We start from the raw sequence: 24,953 nt of genomic DNA, 5'->3' as shown, positions 1-24,953 counted from the left end.
AAGTTTATTTCACCGCTGCATGATTTTGTGACAGAGACTCCGGACCGCGTACCGATGACCGACTGGTATGAAACACCGAGTGCAAAGCAGGTAGGCTTTCAGGCCCGTTCTGTAGTAGGTGGATATTTCATTAAATTGCTGGAAAAATAAATAGATAACTATCACATGTTTATTCCAAAAATTTCTGTGGTATTTTATGCAATTATCTTTTTGACAGTGGCTAGTGGCTGCCAACAAAAAAATAATGCAAAGAATGATATTATGATGTATGGGGACACTTCACGCAGAGGTGTCCCTTTTTCAAAAGATCCTCATGTTGTCAAGTTCAACGGAGAATATTTAATGTATTTTTCCATTCCTCCATACGAAGGAAATAATGATCCTATGAATGGATGGGCGATTGGCATTGCACGAAGTACTAATTTAATTGACTGGGAAAAGGCAGGGGAAATAGTTCCCGTTGAAGAGTACGAAAGAAAAGGTTTGTGTGCTCCCGGAGCGTTGGTCATTGATGGGAAAGTTCATCTATTTTATCAGACATACGGGAATTGGAGAAACGATGCGATTTGCCATGCGGTTTCTGAAGATGGAATTCATTTCGAAAGAAATAAGACGAATCCAATTTTTCATCCAACCGGCGATTGGAATTGTGGTCGGGCGATTGATGCTGAAGTCGTTCAATTCAATAATCAGTACTTACTTTATTTTGCGACCCGGGATAGCAGCATGTCTATTCAAATGCAGGGAGTGGCTTCCGCTCCGATAAATACTAATTTCAATCGGGACGAGTGGATGCAGCTTACTGATGAGGCGATTCTTGCTCCAAAATACCCGTGGGAAGGAAAATGCGTTGAAGGTGCATCTGTGGTTCAAAAAGGAGATAGCCTGTATATGTTCTATGCAGGTGCATACAATAATGGACCACAGCAGGTTGGTGTTGCAAAAAGTCGTGATGGAATAAATTGGGAACGATTAAGCAATAAACCATTTTTAGAAAACGGCGATCCCGGAGAATGGAACTCTTGCGAATCTGGACATCCACATATCTATAAAGATGAGGATGACCGGACGTATTTATTCTATCAGGGGAATGATGATTTTGGTAAGACCTGGAAGATCTCCCAGAAGGAAGTTTTGTGGGATGATAAAGGTCCTCATTTAAATAACTGATTGGGTCGAACGCAATTTTCGAATGAGTAACCAAATTGGCTGTGTCGTCTATCATATAGACCTAAACTGAATTAAATCTTACATTTAAATAAATCGATAAACATGAAACAATCAGGTATTATTGTATCCATTTGTTTAGCAATTTTTGTTAGTCTTTCTTCATGTATTCAGGAAAACGCAGATGTTGACGCAATGGTCGTTTCAACTCCTGAATTGAACAAACAGAATGATTTCTATCTTAGTAATAAAGCCCCTTTGCAACCAACTCATTTTATCAAATTACCTCTTGGAAGTATTCAACCAAAAGGGTGGATTTTGAAATTATTGGAATTGCAAAAAGATGGACTTTGTGGACACTTGGGAGAGATTAGTGCCTGGTTGGATAAAGAAAATAATGCTTGGCTTTCAGAAGGCGGTGATCATGGCTGGGAAGAGGTTCCTTACTGGCTGCGTGGCTATTCCGATATGGCTTTTATATTTAACGATCCTGAAATGAAAAAGGAGGCCATGATCTGGATTGATGAGATCATCAATAGTCAGAAAGAGAATGGCTGGTTTGGTCCTGAAGCTCGTTCCGGAAATGGGAATCTGGATTATTGGTCAAATATGATCGTGTTGTTCACCTTGCAAAACTATTACGAGAATACGGGTGATAAGCGTGTGATTGATTTTATGACGAAGTATTTTCAGTTTGAAATGACCGTTCCTGATGAAGAATTTTTGTCCAGTTACTGGGAGAACAGCAGAGGTGGCGATAACCTGTACAGTGTTTATTGGCTTTACAATATTACTCGTGATGAGTTTCTATTGGATTTGGCTAAAAAGATTCATGAAAACACCGCTGATTGGACTCAGAAATCAAATTTACCAAACTGGCACAATGTTAATATAGCGCAGTGTTTCCGCGAGCCTGCAACTTATTTCATGCAGTCGGCTGATTCGGCTCATTTAAAAGCTACCTATAATGACCATTACCTGATTCGTCGCACGTTTGGTCAGGTTCCTGGAGGAATGTTTGGCTCCGATGAAAATTCGCGTATGGGCTATATTGATCCCCGGCAAGGAACTGAAACTTGTGGTTTTGCAGAGCAAATGACGTCAGATGGAATTTTGATGCGAATTACTGGTGATCCGTTATGGGCAGATAATTGCGAAGATGTTCTGTTTAATAGTTTCACTGCAGCATTTACACCCGATATGAAATCCCTTCGTTACATCACTTGTCCGAACGGAGTAACTGCCGATGCTGAAAATCATTCTCCGGGGATTGATAATCGTGGCCCGTTTTTAACGATGAATCCATTTAGCAGCCGTTGTTGTCAGCATAATCACGGTCATGCGTTGCCTTATTATGTTGGAAACCTGGTGATGGCAAGTAACGACAATGGCTTGGCTGCCATTTTGTATAATTCTTGTGTAACCACTGCTAAGGTTGGTAATGGCGCAGAAGTAACATTAACACAAGAAACCAATTATCCGTTTGAGGAAGATATACGCTTCGCTTTGAGTACCAGCGAGAATGTAGAATTCCCGCTTTATTTACGAATTCCTGGATGGTGTGAGGGTGCATCCGTAAAAGTTAATGGAAAAGCTGTGGCAGTAAAATCAGTAGCAGGATCATACATCAAATTAGATAAGGAATGGGTTGATGGTGATCAATTGACTTTGAACTTACCGATGGATCTATCAACTCGCACTTGGGCGGTTAATCAAAATAGTGTCTCAGTGGATTATGGCCCATTAACTTTCTCATTGAAAATTGATGAGCAGTATAACAAAATCAGCAGTGTTGAATCTGCGATTGGTGATTCAAAATGGCAGGAATCTGCTGATCCTGAAAAATGGCCTGCATATACAATTGATCCAAAAAGTCCGTGGAATTATGGTTTGATTCTCGATAAGGATAATTTAGAAAGTTCGCTGACGATAATTCGGAAAGATTGGCCAACCGATAATTACCCATTCACCCCAGAAAGTACACCAATCGAAATCGCTGCAAAAGGAAGACAAATTCCTTCCTGGGGAATAGATCAATATGGATTGGTTGATGTTCAGCCTTTGTATCCTGTAAAAACTTCAGAACCAGTTGAAGAAATTAAATTAATTCCGATGGGTGCAGCGCGCTTAAGAATATCTGCCTTCCCATTCTTAAATGAATAAAAAGAATGCATTTTATTTAAAGGTAATAATGATGAAGCTAATTTTATTAAAAGGACTGACGTTGGTGCTGATTATGGTGGCCATTGGAGAAACGAAAGCTAAACCTTTTTCGGAGAGCAGGTCAGCAGAAATCAATCTTTCAGAGAGAAATCTTTTGCGGGCTATGGAGCTGACCGACCATGCGGTGGCTGCCCACTTTCCCGGAGACGGAACGGCCATGGCCCGATACTATAATCCCTTTACTGAAATCCGTTCCCAAGAGACTGGAAGCGTATGGATGTATACCGCCGCGATTGAAGCGGTTAATGCGATTCTTCATGGATTGAAAGCACAGAAAGAGAACGGGAATGGAACGCTCTATCACGACCACTTCGATCGTTATGCACATCTGCTGCACAAGCTATACGATAATGCAGACTACTATTTGGGCACCTTCGAGTTAACCTCCCACACTCAAACCAAAGAATGGTCGGTTTATGGCGTCCATCGGGCAAGTTCAAAAGGATTTGCTAGAGTTGAAGGTGTTGAAAATGTTTATGACGACCAGATGTGGTTGGTTCGAGAATTGCTCGAATCTTATCAATTAACCAACAACAGGACGTATTTGGAGAAAGCAGAATATTTGACTGACTATGTGCTTGACGGATGGGACTGCACACGTGATAACAATGGAGAAGAAATTGGCGGTATTACCTGGGGACCGGGCTACGTTACCAAGCATTCCTGTAGTAACGGGCCTATGGTTAGCCCCCTGGTGTGGTTGCACGAATTGTACAAAGATAAAAGCGATGAGATCAACCACCACTATATCGATGCGGTGGACGGCAAAACCCGAAAAACAAAGCAGGTGAAAAAAAGCGACTATTACCTGAATTTCGCAAAAAAGATTTACGATTGGCAAAAGAAGTACCTGTTGCGTCCTGATGGGGTGTACGACGATATGATGGGAGGCTGCTCACCACGAAGTCCCGAAACAGAAACCGTTAACGGAGTTGCTTACCGCAAAGGCACCACTTGCAAGGATCGCGTTGGACCGGCGATCACTTATAACAGTGGAACCATGCTTTCCGGAGCAGCCGATCTGTTGAGGGTCACCGGCGATAACCAATATCTGCAAGATGCGGAGAAATTGTCGGATGCAAGCTTTAGTTACTTTGCGAAACCCGGACAAACGAAAGCGGGTTATTACACCTACGATATAAGCGGCTTCAGAAATTGGTTCAATGGAGTGATGATGCGTGGATATGTTGATGTGTATCCGGCGCATGACAATGTTGATGAATATATTCGTACGTTTCAGCAGAACCTTGACTACGGTTACGAGAACTTCCTGTACAACGGCTTTCTTCCTTCAAACTTATTGGTAGGCTGGAGTGCTGACCAAAGCAAAAACCGAACGGAAGGGATGTTCAGTTTCGCATTTGCTGCTGAATACGCAGTATTATCGAGATATGAACTGGAAAACTAGAACAAAATAACAAGGAAATTAGAGTTGGTTAAGAAAATTGGATTTATAGTTGAGTTGATTCTTTCGAGCTTGATACTGAATGAGGATGCACAGGCTTTTGATCCTTGTCAATACATTGGTGGAAACCATCTTGTACCATGGATACAATACCGAGTTTGATCGCCGGGAATGGAAGATACGTATTCATCTCGTGCCCAGAAAATAAGTTGGATAGAGGACTATTTTCCGGTTTTTGGAACTCCTTTTGCAACATCTGTTGAATTAGAAAAGCCTGCGGGTACTGTTGTTTAGAATTAATTGTTAAAATTGGACGTGATGAAAAATAGTTTAAGGATTTTAATTTTAGGATTGACTGTACTAACTGTATTCCCAGAATTTATCAAAGCACAGGAAATTCAAATCGCGCCAGCTCCTTTGTTTCGCGATCCTGTTTATGATGGGGCAGCTGATCCGGTTGTTTTCTGGAATCGAATCGAAAAGGAATGGTGGATGTTATATACCCAACGCAGGGCAAATGAAATGACTGCAGATGTTGCATTTTGTTATGGGAATAGCATTGCTATTGCTTCATCAGATGATAATGGTAAGAGCTGGATTTATCGTGGGACCTTGGATCTGGAATTTGAGCGTGGTCACAATACATTCTGGGCACCTGATGTCGTTTATGATAATGGGAGATACCACATGTTTGTAGCATACATCAAAGGAGTTCGCAATCATTGGAGTGGTGCTGCCCGCATGGCTCATTATACGAGTGAAAATACCTGGGATTGGAAATTTGAGGGATTGTTGTCATTGTCATCAGATGATGTGATTGACGGAACCTTGTTCAAAGATAAATCCGGCAAATGGAAGATGTGGTATAAAGATAACAGCCAGTCATGGTTAGCTGAAAGTGACGATTTGTATAAATGGACTTGGCGTGACAAGCCGGTTATCGCAGATCAGGCTCACGAAGGTCCTAAAGTGTTTGAATTTAAAGGACACTATTGGATGGTGACAGACCAATGGGCTGGCATGGGAGTGTATCGTTCAGATGATCTTGACAAATGGCAAAAACAAAAAAATCCAATTTTGGAAGGCCCTTCAGATAGACCGGAAGATAAACCCAGTGGCGCTCACGGAGATGTGGTTATTGTTGGTGATCAAGCCTATATTTTCTATTTCACACATCCTGGGAGGAAAAGACATTTTGCAGCAACACTCGATGCTGACGGAAAGTATCCATATGCTGAAAAACGTTCGTCGATACAAGTGGCAGAACTGGTCGTAAATGATGGTGTATTGGAAGTGAAAGATCGAAATAAACCCTTCAATTTTTATTTGCCAGATATTGATTAATTTCAACTTATTTTGCCCTGATTATCATAAATGGGAGTCGTAGGCTATTAAACATTCACGTTTTTTTCTCATTTTTACAAAAAAAAGAAGAATTGGGACAGAATCAGCATTTAAGATTTCTATTAAAGCGCATCATCGATCATGAAGATGAAAGAGCATTTAAAGAGCTGTTTGATCACTTTGCAGATCGTCTCTTTCAATTTTCAAATTCTTTTCTAAAGAATAAATACCTGGCAGAAGAGGCGGTTTCCGATGTATTTTTTCGTGTTTGGTTAAATCGAACTTCTCTGGAAGAAAATATTAATATTAAAGCATACCTCTTTAAAGCAACTTATAACACCTCATTAAATTATCTCGACGAAAGAAATCGGAAGAAGGCGATCTCAATGGAGGATATTGAAGTAGATCTGGGAGTTGACCGAATATGTCCCGAAACTGACTTAATAACCAAAGAACTGAAAGGAACTATTGAATCAGCTATTGAATCACTTCCTCCTCGTTGTAAGCTTATATATCAAATGGCGAAGGTTGAGGAGATGAAATATAAAGAGATCGCTGAGCTGCTGAATATTTCAGTGAAAACCATCGACCACCAACTTTCCATTGCAATTAAAAAGATTGGTTTAGTGATTCAGAATTATCTGGAAGAAAATGAATCGAAACAGGACTATCTAACTCTATTGCAGATTTTTATTCCCAAAAAATAATTTTTTCATGAACGTTTAGGGGATTTGATTATAACTTTTGTTTAAGGGTTATAAAGGGATTGAAAATGAGCAAAAATGAGATTTGGAAAAATATTTCCAGGCATTTGGCAGGAGAAGGCGATCAGAATCAAGAAATAGAGCTGAATGAGTGGAAAAGTTCAGATAATCGCAATCAAAAGGTTTTTATTGGTATATCTGAGGTTTGGAACCACAAACCTCAATATACCTCTGAGAATCAAAAAATCTACGACAAGTTTCAGCATCGGGTAAATAGGTATAAAAGATCGTTAAAGAATAGAGGTCTGCTTTATTATGCTTTTCGAATTGCTGCGGTTTTGATTCTTGCTTTAAGTATTTCTGTTGTTGTTAGGTCTTACTTATCGGTTAAAAACAATAGTGAACTGGTATATCAGGAAATCTCAGTTCCAAAGGGGAATCGTTCCAGTTTGGTTTTGCCCGACGGAACTAAAGTTTGGGTGTCAAATAACTCAACAATCAAGTATCCAAGTTTATTTTCTAAAGATGCACGAGAGATCTATTTAACAGGAGAAGCCTACTTCGAAGTCACTCACAACGAAAAGAAACCATTCGTTGTTAATATTGGTGAAAATAGAATTAAAGTTCTTGGGACCAAGTTCTCTGTGAGTGCATATCCTGAAGATACAGAGGTGAAAACTGAGCTATTGAGTGGCAAAATTCAGTTTGATGTTTTCGATTCATCAGTAAACAATTTTAAGTCATTTGTCGTAAAAGCAGGACAGAGCTTGGCGTTTAACAAAAAAACACGAATTGTTAGTGAGTCGGAAATCAAAGATGATTTCTATGACTATTGGCAAAAAGGCATCTATACTTTTAAGAATGAAAGTTTGGAAAGTCTGGCTGCAAAAATTCAACGCATTTATAATGTTGAGGTGGTATTTGAGCAAGACTATTTGCGAACTAAGAGATATAGTGGGAGCTTCAGTGTTAATGATAATATTTTCACATTTATTGAGGCAATTAAACAAACCTCAGTTGAACCTCTCAATTACAATTTTTCTGGGAATAAACTTTACCTGTACAGATAATTAAAAAATGAAATAAGCCTATGTAAATGATGAATGAAAAAAGCGGAAAATGCGGCCACATTCCCCGCTTTATACAAAATCTAATGATTTTAATTTAAAACCAATAGCCATTTGGCTAAAAGTCTTTTAACTAAACAATTCAAAAGTATGAAAAAAAATGTAACCCGGGAGGAAAATCTATCTTTTCATCCCGTGAAAAATGTTTTACTTATGGCAAAATTGATAGCCTTTTTTTTACTTGTCGGTTTGTTGCAAGTTTCTGCGAGTAGCTACTCGCAATCAATGAAGCTAAGCCTTAGCGTTGAAAAAGCAACTATTCTTGAACTTTTTGAACAAATTGAGAATCAATCTGAATATCGTTTCTTCTATGATAGTGCTTTGGAAGGATTGACTAATGAAACTTCCATCAATTGCTTGGACAAAACATTACCAGATATTCTTAATGAAGTTTTCGAAGGGACAGATATTACTTATGAAATGAAAGACCGGTTAATTCTGGTTAAATCCAAGAGCGGACAATTGTTAAAGTCAAATCAGCCCAAGCAGGTTAAAGGAAAGGTTACAGATACCTCTGGATTAGTTTTGCCTGGTGTTACTGTTGTTGTGAAAGGAACTACCGTTGGAACCATTACTGATTTTGATGGTGAATACAGCATTAATAATGTTCCATCAAATGCAACATTGGTTTTCTCATTTGTTGGGATGGTTACTCAAGAAATTGAAGTGAGTGGACAAGCTACAATTAATATCTCATTGGCTGAAGAGACCATCGGGATTGAAGAGGTAGTTGCTATTGGGTATGGTGTTGTTAAGAAAAGTGACCTCACAGGTTCTGTGTCTTCTCTAAAGGAAGATGATATGAATTCAGGGGCAACATCTTCGGTTGATCAGCTTATTCAAGGTAGAACACCGGGGGTGCAGGTAACGCAGGCGAGTGCTGAACCTGGCGGTGGAATGTCAATTCAAATTAGAGGTGCTGGTTCAATCAATGCTAGTTCAAGTCCATTGTATGTTATTGATGGTTTGCCCATTGATAACGGACAAGTAATGGCTGGCACCGGGTCAGATGTGCCTGATACTCGTGCACCAAGAAACCCATTAAGTTCAATAAATCCCGCCGATATTGAATCTATCGAGATATTGAAGGATGCATCGGCAACAGCTATTTATGGTGCTCGTGGCGCAAATGGAGTAATTATTGTAACAACAAAAAAGGGTAAAGAAGGAACGCTTAAGGTAACCTACAATGGTTACTCAGGTGTTCAGACTCCTTATCATTTAGTTGATTTGTTGAATGCTGAAGAATATATGCAGGTGTTAAATGATATCCTTGATGATGGAGGCGGTAATCCAGAAGAACGTATTACAGGCATACAAGGTGATGGAACAGATTGGCAAGATGAAGTTACCCGTAATGCAATGGTGCAAAGTCACAGTCTTTCATTCTCCGGCGGGTCTAAAAATACAAATTTCTATGCATCGATGAATTATTTCAATCAGGAAGGGATTGTTGTAAGTTCAGCTTATAAGCGTTATGATGCTCGAATGAATCTCGACCATAAGGTGAATAATTTTCATTTTGGCTTAAACTTTACGACCTCGTATTCACAAGATGATTATGTTTCCTTTGGATATGCTATAAACGAGGAAGCTGGAGCTTTATATGCTGCATTGAATTTCGATCCAACCATTGGCGTTAAAAATGATGATGGAACCTTTCAAACGTCACCTTACATTACGACTGATAACCCAATGGCACTGGCAACTGGTGAAGATGGTATTGGAAATAACTATCGGACTCTTGGTACTGTTTTTGGAGAATATACGATTATCCCGGGTTTGACAGCAAAACTGAATATTGGATTTGATAATCAAACTAGCCGTCGTGATACATATGTGGATAGAACAACTAAAAATGGGTTGGGAGCTGGTGGTTTTGCTACCATTATTAATGGTATTAAAACAAATTATCTGTTAGAGGGAACCACTACTTATATCAAGGATATTAATGAAGATCACAGCATAAACTTGATGGCTGGTGTTACCTATCAATCGTTTAATACAGATCGATCAACTTCCAATGGACGCAGTTTCCCGAATGACATAACCAGGACATGGTCGATGCAAGCTGGTGATCCGTCTCTCTATACTATTTTTAGTAATAAATCAACTTACAAATTGTTGTCGTATATAGGTAGGGCCAACTACTCATTTCAAGATAAATATTTGTTTACTGCTACTTTCAGAGCTGATGGTTCTTCAAGATTTGGTGAAAATAATAAGTATAGTTATTTCCCATCTGTTGCAACAGCATGGAAAATGCATGAAGAAGACTTTATTCGAAATTTGGATGCTTTTAGTTTGTTGAAATTTAGAGCAAGTTGGGGTATTACTGGAAATCAAGGGATTGGTAATTATCAGTCGCTTACAACATTTGCAACTGGTCCAACTGCAATTCTAGACGATCAGAAAACAACGACACTTGACCCTTCAAGGATTGGAAATCCTGATCTGAAATGGGAAACAACCGAGCAAATCAATTTTGGATTTGACATGGGTTTTCTTGATAACAGGATCTATTCATCTGTAGATTATTATTCGAAGACTACTTCGGACATGCTTTTAGCTCTTCCTGTTCCTTCATCTTCTGGATTTGGCAGTATTTTGCAAAATATTGGAAGTATAAAGAATAGTGGATTTGAATTTATGGTTGAAACAAAAAACTTGGTTGGAAAATTCAAATGGAACTCAAATCTTAACTTCTCGATGATAAAGAATGAAGTTATTGATTTAGGTGATAATATTGAAGAAATCATTCATGTTGGAGCTGGTTGGACATCCGGTATTGCCCTTATCCGTGAGGGTGAGCCTTTAAATTCATTTTACGGATATAAAGTTTTGGGTGTTTGGCAAGAAGGAGATGATTTCAGTGTAACCACAGACCCTGTTGCTCCCGGAGACACCAAATACGAAGATAACAATGGACGTGATGCTGACGGCGAATTAACGGGAAAGGCAGACGGAAAAGTAAATGCTGATGACCGCGTAATATTGGGGAACTCTTTCCCGAAATTAACGTGGGGTTTTTCAAACAACTTTTCATATAAAGGATTCTCTCTAAACGTATTTTTTGAAGGCGTTCATGGATTAAGCATGATGAACAATAACATGGCTGATTCTTATTTCCCAATCAACTTCAGGAGAAATAAACTTGCTGAGCCATACTTAAACAGATGGACACCTGAAAATCCAACAAATAAATATCCGTCATTTGTAAATCCAAACGGACAGGGTGCAAAAGGGGTTAATTCATATACGGTAGAGGATGCTTCTTTTATTCGTCTTAAAACTGTAAAGCTAAGCTACGATTTCAGGATAAAAAATAGAGTATTTAAGAATGCTACTGTTTATGTAACCGGACAAAACTTATTGACATTCTCTGATTATTCAGGTTATGACCCTTCTACCAATTCAAATGGCGATCCAAGTTTGAAGATTGATTATAATTCGTACCCGGTAGCCAGAACTTATTTAGTTGGTGTAGAAATTGGTTTTTAATTTTAAAAAGATTGAATCATGAAAAATAAAATTATAATAATTGCTTTATTAGCTGGTTTCTTTTCACTCTATAGTTGTGAGGAGGTGCTGCAAGAAGATGTTTATTCTGAATTGGATCCGGGAGGTTTATTTAATTCGCAGATAGGTGCTGAAGCTGTTTTATATGCAGCTTATGCTGAAGCGACACTCAATGGTCATAATGGTAAAAGTTTGTTGAATCTGGAAGAGTGGTGTACCGACATTGAATGGGAAACTGGTGGTGGAGAAAATCAAACAGCAGTGCAAATGATCAATTTCACTTGGGATTCTTCTACCGGTTGGATTAGGGATCTTATGTGGAACAGGCCTTATCGTGGAGTCAGAAACGCGAATACAATTATCGATAATATCGATGAATCAACGTTGCCAGATGCAACTAAAAAGTTGATTAAAGCTGAAGCTCGTTTTGTAAGAGCTACTGAATATTACTACATGTATACCTTTTTTGGACCAGTGCCTTTACGGCAAAGTACACTTGATCCACTGGAACTTCCCAGAGCTACAGAAGCAGAAATGTTGAGTTTCCTGGAAACAGAATTTTCTGAGATTATTCCTGACTTGCCGAATTCTGGTGATGAAAAGCAATACGGAAGAGCTCATAAAGGTGCAGCTACTGCCTTTTTGTGTAAATTTTATTTAACAACCAAGCAATGGCAAAAATGTGTAACTGCTGCCAATAGTCTAATTGGAATGAATCATTATGATTTGTATCCTGATTTCAGACAATTGTTTCGGGTTGAAAATGAAAGGAACAGTGAGTATATATGGGCGCATGGCGCAGTCGTAGAGGATCCTGGTAATTTATATATCAATGGAGCTTTTCCAATTAATTTCTTGACAGAACCTAAGAGTGGGTTTACCTGGACTTCTAACATGAGAAACTGGGCTGCTCAGTACAGATTGTACGATTCGTTTTTTAATTCCTTTGAGGAAGGCGATCAGCGTAAAGAACTGATTATTTCTGAGTTTATTGATAAAAATGGAAATACAGTTTCATTATTGAATGCGAATAATACACGCTCATTTAAATTTTGGCCAGATCCGAATGCAAATGCAAACAATCATGGAAATGATATTCCTCAAATCAGGTATGCTGATATTTTATTAGCAAAAGCCGAAGCGCTCAATGAATTGAGCGGACCAACTCAGGAATCAATTGATTTGATAAATATGGTGAGGAACAGAGCTAACTTAGGTGATGTTGAAGTTGCCGACTTTGGTTCAAAAGAAGCTTTACGTGATCACATCCTAAAAGAAAGAGGGTGGGAATTTTATTCAGAACGTAAAAGAAGACAGGACTTAATTCGCCATGGAAAATTTATTAGTTCGGCACAGGCAAGAGGTATTACAAATGCACAGCCACACCGTGTACGCATGGCTATTCCTCAAACTGAAATAGACGCTAATCCATTGTGTGAACAAAATGATGGATATTAGAGAATAACATTGAATGAGCTGGTAGTCTTTTTAAGGCTTCCAGCTCTTTTTTATCTATATGAATTTTTTTGAAGGCACTCTAAAGTGTCTTGTTTGCTGTTTGTGAGGGATGTATTTGGGTATGAAATCATTCAGCTTTTTTAATTCTCTCACAAAAAAATGAGTAATTTCTATAGGCAAGGAGTAATTATATTATCGGTTATTGAAATTAATTGAACTAACTCTCTACCATGTATCCTGGTTGACTAGTTTCTGGGATATCAATATTTAGTTATTGGTTTTTTGAATCTCTCTCTCTAATTTATTTTTAACCTAAATTGACTGAACATGAAAAATATTTTAGCTTGTTTTTTGGTCTTTTTTGCATGGTCTCTTAATGCTCAACAATGGTCTTCTGTTGAGGGAAAAATGATGACCCCATGGGCATCAGAAGTTACCCCTCAAAATGTTTGGAGCGAATATCCACGCCCTCAATTTGAAAGAAGTGAATGGCAAAATCTGAACGGATTGTGGGAATATGCAATCTTAACGAAGGAATCTCCACAACCTAAGAAATTTCAAGGCAATGTATTGGTTCCATTTTGTATGGAATCAGCGCTTTCTGGTGTTGGAAAATCTGTAATGCCAGAAGACCGGATTTGGTATAAAAGAACTTTTTCTATTCCTGCTGATTGGAAAGCAAAATCAGTAAACTTAAATTTTGAGGCGGTTGATTATAAGGCAACAATATGGGTGAATGACGCTTTAGTCGGCTCTCATCAGGGAGCTTATGACCGGTTCTCTTTTGATATCACACCATTTATAAAAGAAAAAGGCCAACAAGAGATTGTTGTTTGTGTTGATGATCCTTCCAGTTTGGGTGTTCAACCCAGAGGAAAACAACAAATGCCACAACAAGGTATTTGGTACACCCCCGTAAGTGGTATCTGGCAGACAGTTTGGCTCGAAGCTGTTTCTTCAGAAGCTTATTTGGCAGAGGCAAAAATAACTCCCTGTGTTGATTCAAAATCAGTTTCAATCATTCCAATACTTAGTGAACCTTTAAAACCTGAATATACAGTAACAGCAACAATCTTGAAAGATGGCGTAGAAGTTGCTTCAAAAGAAGTGGCTGCCGATCGTGAGGCTAATATTGAAATCGAAGATCCAGTTTTATGGTCTCCGGATAATCCATTTTTATACGATTTAAAGCTAACGCTGGAAAATGCTGAGGGTAAGATTCTCGATAAAGTGAGCAGCTATTTTGGTATGCGTAAAATCAGTCTGGGTGATTTAAACGGCAATAAATATCTATTCTTAAATAACAAACCACTTTTCCACTACGGAACGCTTGATCAGGGATGGTGGCCTGATGGATTGCACACTCCTCCTTCTGATGAGGCAATGAAGTACGATATTCAAATGACCAAGGACATGGGTTTCAATATGATTCGTAAGCATATTAAAGTTGAGCCTGCCCGATGGTATTACCATTGTGATCAGTTAGGTATCATGGTTTGGCAGGATATGCCTTCAGGAATGGTTGTCCTCCCCGCTGAAGATCAAGGGCGTCCTGCTCATGTGCAACATGTTCCACGCGATGGAGATGATTTAAATCAACGTTCACAAGATGGCGCTCAATTTGAGTGGGAACTTCGCCGAATGATCGATATTCATTATAATTCACCATCAATTGTAATTTGGGTGCCTTTCAATGAAGGATGGGGACAATATGCTACTTGCCGGATTGCTGATCATGTAAAAGCATTGGATCCTTCCCGTCTGGTAAATGCTGTTAGTGGTTGGGCTTTGCGACCTTGTGGCGATATTTATGATATTCACACGTACTCTACAGAAGTTCGAATTCCATCAACTTCTCTTGATAGGGCATCAGTGATTGGCGAGTATGGTGGTATCGGATATCCAATTCAAGACCACCTATGGAATCCTGAAATGCGAAACTGGGGGTATCAGACCTATCACACTTCTGAAGAATTGTTGGAAAACTATAAAAGTAAGTTCAATCAGATTGTTGAGATGAAACGAAGCAAAGGATTATCCGCTGCTGTCTATACTCAAACAACTGATGTTGAGGGCGAAGTAAATGGTTTAATTACTTATGATCGGGAAGTAATTAAAATTCCTGTTGATACTCTTCGAACGATTCATTCAGTGTTGTTTGAAAAATAATTTTGAATTCAGATAAGCAATTATAATATGAAAATCATAAAAGCAACTTCCATCGTTTTTACTAGCGGAATGTTATTTTCCGCCTGCGTTGGACAGGTAAAACAAGCGGAACAACCAAAAGAAAAGCCGAACATCCTGGTCATCCTTGCAGATGATCTAGGATATTCAGATTTGGGTTGTTATGGAAGTGAGATTCAAACGCCAAACATCGATGCCCTCGCGCAAAACGGTGTGCGTTTTACTCAGTTTTATAACTCGGCACGCTGTTGTCCAAGTAGGGCAACATTGTTAACCGGTATTTATCCTCATCAGGCAGGAATTGGTTCTTTCGTTGGCCCGGATAGAGGTGTCCCCGGATATGCTGGCAGATTAACATCGAACGCAGTCACCTTGGCTGAAGTATTAAAAGAAAATGGGTACAGAACTTTTGGTGCTGGGAAGTGGCATGTTAATAAACCAGGTCCGACGGAGCGAGGATTTGAGGAATTTTATGGTTTTCTTGATGATTATGGAGTAGATGGCTGGGAACCCAAGTGGATGCAACGTTTCCCTGAAGGGAGAGTGGAGCGGGAATATAAAGAAGGTGAATTTTTCGCCACCAATGCAATTACTGATTATGCGCTTGATTTCCTTGGATTGTCAGAGTCAACGCCTGAGAAGCCTTGGTTTTTATATCTATCTTATCAGGCAGTTCACTTCCCTCTTCAGGCTCCGAAAAAGGATATTGAAAAGTATAAAGATACCTATCAGGTTGGTTGGGATACCATCCGTGCACATCGCTATGAGCGGATGAAAGAGCTTGGAGTCGTTGGGTCGGATATCCAACTATCAGAAAGAAGTGATATTCCATTACCAAGGATTGCCAAAAGAAACAATGTTCCGGGAGATGGTGTTCATAATCCGCCATGGGATATTTTGGAGGAAGATCGAAAAGCTGACCTGGCAAGAAGAATGGCCGTTTATGCAGGCATGTTGGACAATATGGATCAGAACATTGGTCGTGTTATCAGTTATTTAAAAGAAAAAGGAGAATTGGATAACACTTTGATTCTTTTCATGAGCGATAATGGTTCCTGTGCCGAGTGGGATCCATTTGGTTTTGAATATCCGAATTACGATGATCGGGTTGCTGGAGGAACACCAAATCACCCAAATGTGTTGCATACAGGCGAAAGTTTAGAACGACTCGGTGGACCTGATGGGCCGCTTTTCAGCTTTGGATCTGCGTGGGCTAATGTGGGGAATACTCCATTCACATTATACAAACAGTTTGTTCATGAAGGGGGCATCAGTTCTCCATTGATTGTTCACTGGCCGGAAAAGATAAACGAATCAAAAATTTTCACCGATAACTATGCTCATTTTGTGGATGTGATGGCAACTTGTGTGGATGTTTCTGGTGGTGGATATCCTGAAATTTATAATGGAAATGAAATTTCTCCGATGGAAGGAATTAGCTTGTTCAAAACATTGAATGGCGAGGTTGATCCGGAACGGGTATTACCATTCGAACATCAGGGAGTTCCTGCAATCCGTAAAGGTGACTGGAAGTTGGTTTCCCGAAACAGACACTCGATGGGTAAACTGGATTTCTCAGACAATCCTAAATTTGAACTCTACAACATTGCAAAAGATCGATCAGAAACAACGGATTTGGCAGATCAATACCCTGAAAAGGTTTCTGAATTGAAGGAGTTGATGCTTTCAGAGTTTAATAGAATTCATGTTTTCCCTAAGCCTTAATAAGAAAAAAGTTTTAAAGTGGAATTTTTAAATTATAATGTAATAAGGACAAGAAAATCATGAATCGTATCAATAAATTGTTTTTGATTTTTGTTTTGGGATTGCTTAGCTTCTACACCTATGCCGGGGAGAAAACGAATATATTATTGATTTTTATAGATGATATGGGCTACGGTGATTTAGGTTGCTACGGAAATCAGGATGTTCATACACCCAATATTGACCGATTGGCTAATGAAGGAATTCGTTTTAGTCAGTTTTATGTGAATTCACCAATCTGTTCACCTTCTCGTGTGGCAATTACAACCGGACAGTTTCCTTCCCGATGGGGAGTCACTTCCTATATCAGTGGGAAGAAAGATAACAAGGAACGTGGGATGAATCATAATCTGAACATTATGGCTCCGTCTGTTGCCCGCAACCTCAGGAATGTTGGCTATTACACCGCTCACATTGGGAAATGGCACATGGGAGGTGGTCGTGACATGGCGGATGTTCCATTAATTACTGAATATGGATTTGATGAGTCCGTGACTCAATTTGAAGGGTTAGGTGAACGTTACCTGGCAACTTATGAAACACTCAATTTGAAAGATAGTACCCGCGGGTTGGAGAAGCAATCAGCAGCATTGGGAAGAGGTGTAGTTCACTGGGCCAAAAGAGAAAAGTTCACTGGCATTTTTGTAGATAGGACAATTGCGGCTATCAAAAATGCACAGGAAGCAGGGAAACCGTTTTACATTAATCTTTGGCCTGACGATATTCATACTCCACTTGAACCACCACTTGAATTGCGTGGAGACCTCAGTACAAAAGCCAGGTTTCTTGGAGTGATGCAGGAGATGGATCGCCAAATGGGCCGATTGTTTGATTATCTGCGGAGTGATCCGGAGTTATATAAAAATACGTTGGTTGTTTTTACCAGTGATAATGGACCGGATATGGCGGTAAACAAAGCAGGAGTGTTGCGTGGATACAAAACTTTTATTTATGATGGAGGTATTCGCGAACCATTTATCGTGTGGTGGCCTTCTCAGATTGATCAAACAAAAAATGGTTCCGTCAATGAGAAAACAGTCATGGCAGCCATTGATTTGCCGCTTACTTTTATGGAAGTAGCTGGTGCAACTCCAGATCCTGGCGTTGAATACGATGGGCAAAGCATGCTCGAAGCGATAAAAGGCGAAAAGGAGATACTACGGGAAAAGCCGCTATTCTGGATTCGACCACCTGACCGCCCGGGCTATGATGGCGAGAATAACCCCGATTTAGCGATTCGTTTAGGTGATTTCAAGTTATTGATGGATGTGGATGGCTCAAATGTCCAGCTTTACAATTTAATGAAAGATGTCAGTGAGTCAAACAACCTCGTTGAGGAAATGCCTGAAAAGGCCGTTGAGTTGAAAAAACAATTGGTGCAATGGTACAATCAATACCCTCATGATATCGATAAAACCAAGTATAACATGTAAAAGGGAAAATGCAAAAAACTGGATTCATAAATATAGGCTTATTGCTGTTGTTGCTTTTTGCAAATGAAAGTTTGCTGAATGCTCAAACTGATACAGGAGAATTAGTTCCTGCCCCAATATTTGTTGATCCGAACTACCATGGTTCATGTGATCCGGAAATTGTTTGGAATGAATCATCGGAACGGTATTTTATCTACTACACTGCAAGAAAAGGCAACCAGGAAAATACATTTTTAGGAACCCCAATTGGGGTTATATCTTCGTCGAATCTTGCTGACTGGCGTTTTGAAGGGTACTGTATGTTCGATGGAATTGGCGGTAAAAAAGATGCTGAAGAAACTTTCTGGGCACCTGCTATTATTTCAACTAATGGATTCCTCCACCTATTTATCACGTATAAGCCGGATACAATTCCAACAAAAGGTGCATGGGGTGGACCCGGAAAGATTGTTCATTATAAAACATCCTTGAAAGATCCGATTAAAGGATGGGTGAAAGTGGAAGACATGCATGATTCAACAATCAACGCCTTAGATGCTACAGTGTACAAAAATGAGAATTTGTTTCACGTTTGGTATAAAGGGAAGAAGCAAGGTGCTACCAAAAATGAGTTGTATCATTTGACTTCATCGGATTTTGAAAATTGGGAGAATCAGGGCTTTTCAAAAAGTGATGTCTTTAACGAAAAAGCAACAGGTTCCAGCTTTGAAGAAGCACCCTATATTTTTCAGTGGAAAGATAGTTTTTGGCTCATTACTGATCCTCATGATGGGTTTTTCGTATACAAATCCATCGATGGTGAAAATTGGATATTTCAGGGAACAATTCTCAAGGAAGGAGGAACTCGAAATCTTGATACTTCAATGGCACGCCATTGTAGTGTAATCGTCAATAATGATCGGGCATTTATTTTTTATCATGTTGAACCCTGGCGTCGGTATGATTTGGAAAAGAAAAAAGGAAAAGATCGGCTTCCCATCTTTAAACAACCAGCAATGAATAGGAGAAGTGTCTTACAAATGGCGGAGCTTGAATTATTAAATGGGCAGCTTGTTTGTGATAGAAATAAATCAATAGTTATCAACTAGAAAATATATACAATGAATAAATTAATCACAGCTTCATTGGCAGCGATTTCCTTGTTTAAGTTAGATGCTTATGCAGAAAATCCACCCAATATTGTCATTTATCTTACAGATGATCAAAGCCAGCTGGACGCTTCTATTTATGGAGCTGAAGTTTTGAAAACTCCCAATTTGGATCGTCTTGCTGAAAATGGGATTGTTTTTGACAATGCCTTTGTGGCTTCTCCGGCTTGTGCTCCCAGCAGAGCTGCTTTATTAACCGGTTTGATGCCTGCGCGAAATGGAGCAGAGGCAAATCACACGTATCCTAAAAAGGGAACTCCGGTTTTGACGCAGGAACTTCAGAAAAAAGGCTATGAAGTTTTAGCTTTTGGAAAAGTTGCCCATATGAAAATGAACTGGGAATGCGGATTTGATTTTTATCATTCCGGAATGACTAATTTGGCTAATAATGTCACCAATTACTTTGATTCGGTTAAAGTGGATGAACCAGTTTGTTTAATGGTTGGAGACAGACGTCCTCATGTTCCATGGACTACAGAAGTAATCTATGACCCAAATGAGTTGAAGCTACCTCCATATTTTATTGATACACCTGAAACAAGAAAGCTTTGGGCTCAATATTATTCTGATATTGAAGGAGCAGATCAGGAAATGGGGAAGATTTATGACATGGCAAAACAAAAATTTGGAGATAATTTCATTTTCATTTACACGGCTGATCATGGAGGACAATGGCCGTTTGGTAAGTGGAATTTATACGATGCCGGGATTCAGGTCCCTTTGGTTGTAGTTTGGCCAGATCATATTAAACCAAAAACCAGAACCGATGCTATGGTTAGCTGGATTGATATTTTCCCGACTGTATTGGAATTGACAGGTTGTAATGTGCCTGAAAATATTGATGGAAAATCTTTTAAGGATGTGTTGGCTGGGAAGTCAGATGAATTTAGAGATTATATTTTCACTACGCATACTGGCGATGGCAATATGAATGTTTATCCCATTCGCAGTGTTCGTAATCATCGGTATAAATATATCCGGAATTTGCATCCGGAATATTATCATTCCAATCATTCTGATATACTGAGAAAAAAGAATGCTGGAGGATATTGGGATTCGTGGGATGAAGTTGCTAAGACTGATCAAAGGGCTGCAGGTATTATTCATAAATATTATCAGCGTCCGGCAGAAGAATTTTATGATTTACAAGCTGATCCAACAGAGCAGGTTAATTTGATTGATAGTGAAGGAGCTCAGGAACAGATAAAAAAAATGCGTGATTTGCTCCTTGAATGGATGAAAGTTCAAGGTGATCAGGAATCTGTTATGAACACACCGTATCCGATAAGTGGTCCTGTTCCTCATATCGTGCATATGAACAAAGTACAATCAAAATAATTATGAATATTAATTTACGTCCATTAACATTTGCTTTGGCCAGTTTGTCTCTAGCTGGATTTTCCTCCTGTGCCAATTCAGAACCGAAACCCGCTGAAAAACCGAATGTTGTTCTCATCATGGCTGATGATATGGGTTTCTCTGATATTGGTTGTTATGGAAGTGAAATTCACACTCCCAACCTGGATAAATTAGCCAAAACTGGTGTCCGTTTTAAACAGTTTTATAATGCTGCCCGGTGTTGCCCAACCAGGGCTTCTTTAATGACTGGATTGTATCCTCATCAGGCAGGTATTGGTCACATGACGAATACGCCCAATAACCCAACACAGCATAATTATGGGCATCCTGGGTATTTAGGTTATTTAAATCAAGAGTGTGTGACGATTGCCGAGATGTTAAAATTGAATGGCTACCAGACCATGATGACAGGGAAGTGGCACTTGGGTTACCACGGAAAAGAGAAATGGCCATTGCAACGTGGATTCGATAAATTTTATGGAATTCATGCTGGTGCAGCAAACTATTTCATACCCGAACCTCCCAGGGGACTCACTTTAGGGAACGATCCGGTTGAACCTGCTGAAGATTATTATATCACTGATGCATTTACAGATTATGCAATTCAGTTTATGCAGGAATCTGAACAGGAGGACGAACCGTTTTTCCTATACCTTGCTTACACAAGTCCACATTGGCCTTTACATGCGCTAAAAACTGATATTGATAAGTATCGGGGCAAATATTTAAAAGGTTGGTCAGAAATTCGTAAAAGTCGTTTGGGGAAAATGAAAGAAATTGGACTCATTAATACAGACGTCGAATTATCAAAACAAGCAGGGCCTGATTGGGAAAGTGTTCCTGAGGAAAAGAGAAAAGAAATGGATTTACGAATGGCTATTTATGCTGCGCAGATTGACCGCATGGATCAAAATATTGGCAGGGTAGTCGGATATCTGGAGAAAAGCGGTAAGCTGGATAATACCATTATCCTTTTCCTTTCCGATAATGGAGCCTGTGCTGAAGGTGGTATGCTGGGCGGAGGGAAAAAAGCCGATTTGGAAAGTAATAGAGGTTTCATGTTGTCCTATGGAGAAGCATGGGCAAATACCTCCAATACTCCGTTTAGGTATTATAAGCACTGGGTTCACGAGGGAGGAATCAGTACTCCTCTAATTGTGCATTGGCCCAATGGAATTGCAAAAGAGAAGAATGGAAGCTGGATTGACCAGTATGGATTTTTGCCGGACATTGCATATTCTATTAAAGAGGTAACAAGTTCTGAATATCCTACAGAATACAATGGACATTCAATAATACCATTAGCTGGACAAAATATTTTTCCTGCAATTTCTGAGGGAAAACCAGTTCATACTGCACCTATATTCTGGGAGCATGAAGGAAATTGTGCTGTTCGGGATGGCGATTTTAAATTAGTGAAACGATATCCGGGAGATTGGGAGCTTTACAATGTGAAGAAAGATCGCGCTGAAAGTATGAATTTAATTGAAAAAATGCCCGAAAAAGCAGAGCTTTTAATTGCGAAATATAATGAATGGGCAGCAAAGTCGAACGTAATTGACTGGAAAGAACTTCAGGAAGAAATACATAAACATTAAATATTATAACATGAACCGATCAATTCAAACAATAATGTTAGGGAGTGCATTGCTTGCAGGATGCACTTCTGTTCCGACACAACCAAAGGTTGCGGAGAAACCAAACATCCTGCTTCTCATGGTTGACGACATGGGGTATTCAGATTTAGGATGTTATGGAGGGGAAATTCAGACTCCAAACATTGATCAACTGGCTAGCCAGGGGATCCGTTTTACACAAATGCATAACAGTGCCCGTTGTTGTCCAACCAGAGCTTCGCTGCTAACAGGACACCATCCGCAGCAAGCCGGAATCAATGGAATGGGGGTGAATTTAGCGATGAATACAGCCACAATTGCTGAAGTTTTAAAAGAAAATGGATACCATACGGGAATGACTGGCAAATGGCATTTGTCACAAACAAAACCAGTTGATGATCCGGTTGAACAATTAAGATGGATGGCACATCAGGTTGATTACGGCCCATTTTCTCCCGTGGAAAATTACCCAAGTAATCGCGGTTTTGAAGAACATTGGGGTGTGATATGGGGAGTAGTTAATTATTTTGATCCATTTAGCTTGGTACACAATGAGGAAGCTATCAAGGAGGTTCCAGAAGATTTTTATATAACTGACTTTATTACTCAAAAATCGATTGATTTGATTGATGAGTATGGGAAAGACAATAAGCCTTTCTTCTTGTATGTTGCGCATACTGCCCCGCACTGGCCTTTGCATGCTTTGCCTGAGGATATTGAAAAATATAAAGATACCTATAAAGATGGCTGGGAAGCATTGAGAAAAAGTCGCTATGAGCGAATGGCTGAAATGGGAATCATCGATAAGAATACATACTCACTCCCTGAAAATTCATCTGGTAGAGCTTGGGCTGATGTGGAGAAGAAAGATTATGAATCTGCATGTATGTCTGTTCATGCTGCCATGATTGATCGCGTTGATCAGGGTGTTGGTCAGATTATTCAAAAGTTGAAAGAGACAGGACAGTATGAAAATACCATAATCATGGTTTTGTCTGATAATGGAGCGTCTTACGAGCGTGGTTACCCACCAGGCTTTGACCGTCCAGGTTTTACCCGTGATTCAACTATTATTGAATACAATTCAGATCATCCTGGTGCAGAGACCACCTGGAATTATATTGGTAGAGCTTGGGCAAGTGCATCCAACACTCCTTTCCGCTATTGGAAAATGGAATCATACGAAGGCGGTACTTCAACTCCTTTTATTGTTCATTGGCCAGCAGGTTTAAAAGGACAGGAAAATACAATCAATCGTGGTGTTACGCATGTGATTGACGTATTACCTACCTGTTTGGATGTTTCTGATGTGGACTATCCAGAGATGGTTAATGGTCAGAAAACAATTACTCCTGTAGGAAAAAGCCTGATGCCTTTACTTTTAGGTGAGACCACAAGTATTCATGATACTCTTTATTGGGAACACCAAAGAGGACGTGCTATCCGAACAGCAGAATGGAAAATGTCTGCTTTGCCAAACAAAGACTGGGAACTATTCAATATTAATGAAGATCATACTGAAATGAATGATCTTTCTGATCAGTATCCGGAAAAGGTGGCAGAATTGGATAAAGCATGGAAGAAATGGGCTACAGATTTAAATATTAGATTTAAATAATGTAGTTCGTTTGGCATATTGTAAATAAATTTGGGAATTAATTTATAACCAAATAATAAGAATTAAATGCTTAAATTAAGTTTAAAAACCATTTTTACTTTTATGGTGGCAGGAATGCTTATCATTTCCTGTTCCCAAAAAGTTAGTACAGTTAAAGAGTCAGTAACTACTGAACTGAGAGCTCCGGCTTATCCACTTATCACGATTGATCCTTACACCAGTGCTTGGTCAATGGCTGATCAGTTGTTCGATAAACCAGTGCAACATTGGACTGGAAAAACACATTCTCTCATTGGAGCGATTCGTGTTGACGATAGTATTTATCGTTTTATGGGAAAAGAGGATATTCCTTTGAAAACCATTCTCCCAATGGCAAAAGAAGAAGCGTGGGAAGGTAAATACAGTTTGAAGTCGCCTGCCAAAGGTTGGGAACAACTTGGGTTTAAAGATAAGTCCTGGAAGTCAGGAAAAGGTGCCTTTGGAACAAAAGGTAGTTTGGTGTCAAGTACTGTTTGGGATACGAAGGAAATATGGGTTCGTCGTGAGTTCACATTGCCTGCAGTTGCCCCTGGACAAAACTTATACCTGATTTATTCTCATGATGATGATTTTGAACTTTACTTGAATGGTAAGGAAATCGTAAATACAGGAAATAGTGCAAAATGGAATGTTGTCCTTAAAATAGATGCTGAACTATTAAATGAGGGTGAAAACGTAATTGCTGCACATTGTCTTGATCGTGGTGGATTAGCATATGTTGACTTTGGAATATTCACAGATAGTGATCAAAAGGAACTATTTGCTCAAACAGCCGTTCAAAACAAAGTGGCGATGTCTGCCACACAAACACACTACAATTTCACTTGTGGACCGGTTGATTT

18 protein-coding genes are annotated in these 24,953 nt (G+C 39.4%); all 18 read left to right on the top strand.

All coding sequences use genetic code 11. The features are described from left to right. The first annotated feature begins 6 nt into the window (after positions 1 to 6). Positions 7 to 150 (top strand): glutaminase domain-containing protein, encoded by a 144-nt coding sequence (locus tag ACUNWD_RS20465; RefSeq protein ID WP_445589733.1) that lies wholly within the window; start codon positions 7 to 9, stop codon positions 148 to 150. Between the two features lie 15 nt (positions 151 to 165). Next, complete coding sequence (locus ACUNWD_RS20460) at positions 166 to 1,170, top strand: family 43 glycosylhydrolase (protein ID WP_445589732.1); 1,005 nt, start codon at positions 166 to 168, stop codon at positions 1,168 to 1,170. A gap of 102 nt (positions 1,171 to 1,272) precedes the next feature. Then, on the top strand, positions 1,273 to 3,330 hold the full coding sequence (locus tag ACUNWD_RS20455) for a beta-L-arabinofuranosidase domain-containing protein (RefSeq protein WP_445589731.1): 2,058 nt from the start codon (positions 1,273 to 1,275) through the stop codon (positions 3,328 to 3,330). After that, entirely contained in the window at positions 3,323 to 4,798 is a 1,476-nt protein-coding gene (locus tag ACUNWD_RS20450; RefSeq protein WP_445589730.1) for a glycoside hydrolase family 76 protein, read from the top strand. Before ACUNWD_RS20455 ends, ACUNWD_RS20450 begins: the two co-directional genes overlap by 8 nt. 168 nt (positions 4,799 to 4,966) lie before the next feature. Further along, complete coding sequence (locus ACUNWD_RS20445; RefSeq protein WP_445589729.1) at positions 4,967 to 5,089, top strand: hypothetical protein; 123 nt, start codon at positions 4,967 to 4,969, stop codon at positions 5,087 to 5,089. A gap of 24 nt (positions 5,090 to 5,113) precedes the next feature. Continuing rightward, on the top strand, positions 5,114 to 6,139 hold the full coding sequence (locus ACUNWD_RS20440) for a family 43 glycosylhydrolase (protein ID WP_445589728.1): 1,026 nt from the start codon (positions 5,114 to 5,116) through the stop codon (positions 6,137 to 6,139). 92 nt (positions 6,140 to 6,231) lie between these two features. After that, a complete protein-coding gene (locus tag ACUNWD_RS20435; RefSeq protein ID WP_445589727.1) occupies positions 6,232 to 6,846 on the top strand; it encodes an RNA polymerase sigma-70 factor in 615 nt (204 codons plus the stop codon). Between the two features lie 65 nt (positions 6,847 to 6,911). Further along, on the top strand, positions 6,912 to 7,913 hold the full coding sequence (locus ACUNWD_RS20430) for a FecR family protein (RefSeq protein WP_445589726.1): 1,002 nt from the start codon (positions 6,912 to 6,914) through the stop codon (positions 7,911 to 7,913). Positions 7,914 to 8,123: 210 nt separating this feature from the next. Next, positions 8,124 to 11,471 carry a TonB-dependent receptor gene (locus ACUNWD_RS20425; RefSeq protein WP_445589725.1) on the top strand — a complete coding sequence of 1,116 codons (3,348 nt, stop codon included), beginning with the start codon at positions 8,124 to 8,126 and terminating at the stop codon, positions 11,469 to 11,471. Between the two features lie 18 nt (positions 11,472 to 11,489). Next, complete coding sequence (locus ACUNWD_RS20420) at positions 11,490 to 12,947, top strand: RagB/SusD family nutrient uptake outer membrane protein (protein ID WP_445589724.1); 1,458 nt, start codon at positions 11,490 to 11,492, stop codon at positions 12,945 to 12,947. A 327-nt stretch (positions 12,948 to 13,274) separates the two neighbouring features. Continuing rightward, positions 13,275 to 15,116, top strand: a complete 1,842-nt coding sequence (locus tag ACUNWD_RS20415; protein WP_445589723.1) for a glycoside hydrolase family 2 protein — start codon at positions 13,275 to 13,277, stop codon at positions 15,114 to 15,116. 27 nt (positions 15,117 to 15,143) lie between these two features. Continuing rightward, positions 15,144 to 16,859 (top strand): arylsulfatase, encoded by a 1,716-nt coding sequence (locus ACUNWD_RS20410; RefSeq protein ID WP_445589722.1) that lies wholly within the window; start codon positions 15,144 to 15,146, stop codon positions 16,857 to 16,859. A gap of 59 nt (positions 16,860 to 16,918) precedes the next feature. Then, positions 16,919 to 18,331 (top strand): sulfatase-like hydrolase/transferase, encoded by a 1,413-nt coding sequence (locus ACUNWD_RS20405; protein WP_445589721.1) that lies wholly within the window; start codon positions 16,919 to 16,921, stop codon positions 18,329 to 18,331. An 8-nt stretch (positions 18,332 to 18,339) separates the two neighbouring features. Continuing rightward, positions 18,340 to 19,419, top strand: a complete 1,080-nt coding sequence (locus ACUNWD_RS20400; protein WP_445589720.1) for a hypothetical protein — start codon at positions 18,340 to 18,342, stop codon at positions 19,417 to 19,419. 12 nt (positions 19,420 to 19,431) lie between these two features. Continuing rightward, positions 19,432 to 20,817 carry a sulfatase family protein gene (locus tag ACUNWD_RS20395; protein ID WP_445589719.1) on the top strand — a complete coding sequence of 462 codons (1,386 nt, stop codon included), beginning with the start codon at positions 19,432 to 19,434 and terminating at the stop codon, positions 20,815 to 20,817. 2 nt (positions 20,818 to 20,819) lie between these two features. After that, complete coding sequence (locus tag ACUNWD_RS20390) at positions 20,820 to 22,436, top strand: arylsulfatase (protein ID WP_445589718.1); 1,617 nt, start codon at positions 20,820 to 20,822, stop codon at positions 22,434 to 22,436. Positions 22,437 to 22,446: 10 nt separating this feature from the next. Further along, on the top strand, positions 22,447 to 24,072 hold the full coding sequence (locus ACUNWD_RS20385) for an arylsulfatase (protein WP_445589717.1): 1,626 nt from the start codon (positions 22,447 to 22,449) through the stop codon (positions 24,070 to 24,072). A gap of 66 nt (positions 24,073 to 24,138) precedes the next feature. Beyond that, positions 24,139 to 24,953: DUF4964 domain-containing protein (locus ACUNWD_RS20380; RefSeq protein WP_445589716.1), on the top strand; the 815-nt coding region annotated here is incomplete at its 3' end.

This window comes from Sunxiuqinia sp. A32 (genome assembly GCF_052690465.1).
The sequence above is the reverse complement of the archived record's forward strand: the minus strand, read 5'-3'. Positions and strand labels throughout refer to the sequence as shown.

Excerpts from the sequence above, each read along its gene's own strand:
- ACUNWD_RS20460 (WP_445589732.1), top strand. The coding sequence starts at position 166 with ATGTTTATTCCAAAAATTTCTGTGGTATTTTATGCAATTATCTTTTTG.
- ACUNWD_RS20455 (WP_445589731.1), top strand. The coding sequence starts at position 1,273 with ATGAAACAATCAGGTATTATTGTATCCATTTGTTTAGCAATTTTTGTT.
- ACUNWD_RS20450 (WP_445589730.1), top strand. The coding sequence starts at position 3,323 with ATGAATAAAAAGAATGCATTTTATTTAAAGGTAATAATGATGAAGCTA.
- ACUNWD_RS20445 (WP_445589729.1), top strand. The coding sequence starts at position 4,967 with ATGGAAGATACGTATTCATCTCGTGCCCAGAAAATAAGTTGGATAGAG.
- ACUNWD_RS20440 (WP_445589728.1), top strand. The coding sequence starts at position 5,114 with ATGAAAAATAGTTTAAGGATTTTAATTTTAGGATTGACTGTACTAACT.
- ACUNWD_RS20430 (WP_445589726.1), top strand. The coding sequence starts at position 6,912 with ATGAGCAAAAATGAGATTTGGAAAAATATTTCCAGGCATTTGGCAGGA.
- ACUNWD_RS20425 (WP_445589725.1), top strand. The coding sequence starts at position 8,124 with ATGGCAAAATTGATAGCCTTTTTTTTACTTGTCGGTTTGTTGCAAGTT.
- ACUNWD_RS20420 (WP_445589724.1), top strand. The coding sequence starts at position 11,490 with ATGAAAAATAAAATTATAATAATTGCTTTATTAGCTGGTTTCTTTTCA.
- ACUNWD_RS20415 (WP_445589723.1), top strand. The coding sequence starts at position 13,275 with ATGAAAAATATTTTAGCTTGTTTTTTGGTCTTTTTTGCATGGTCTCTT.
- ACUNWD_RS20410 (WP_445589722.1), top strand. The coding sequence starts at position 15,144 with ATGAAAATCATAAAAGCAACTTCCATCGTTTTTACTAGCGGAATGTTA.
- ACUNWD_RS20405 (WP_445589721.1), top strand. The coding sequence starts at position 16,919 with ATGAATCGTATCAATAAATTGTTTTTGATTTTTGTTTTGGGATTGCTT.
- ACUNWD_RS20400 (WP_445589720.1), top strand. The coding sequence starts at position 18,340 with ATGCAAAAAACTGGATTCATAAATATAGGCTTATTGCTGTTGTTGCTT.
- ACUNWD_RS20395 (WP_445589719.1), top strand. The coding sequence starts at position 19,432 with ATGAATAAATTAATCACAGCTTCATTGGCAGCGATTTCCTTGTTTAAG.
- ACUNWD_RS20390 (WP_445589718.1), top strand. The coding sequence starts at position 20,820 with ATGAATATTAATTTACGTCCATTAACATTTGCTTTGGCCAGTTTGTCT.
- ACUNWD_RS20385 (WP_445589717.1), top strand. The coding sequence starts at position 22,447 with ATGAACCGATCAATTCAAACAATAATGTTAGGGAGTGCATTGCTTGCA.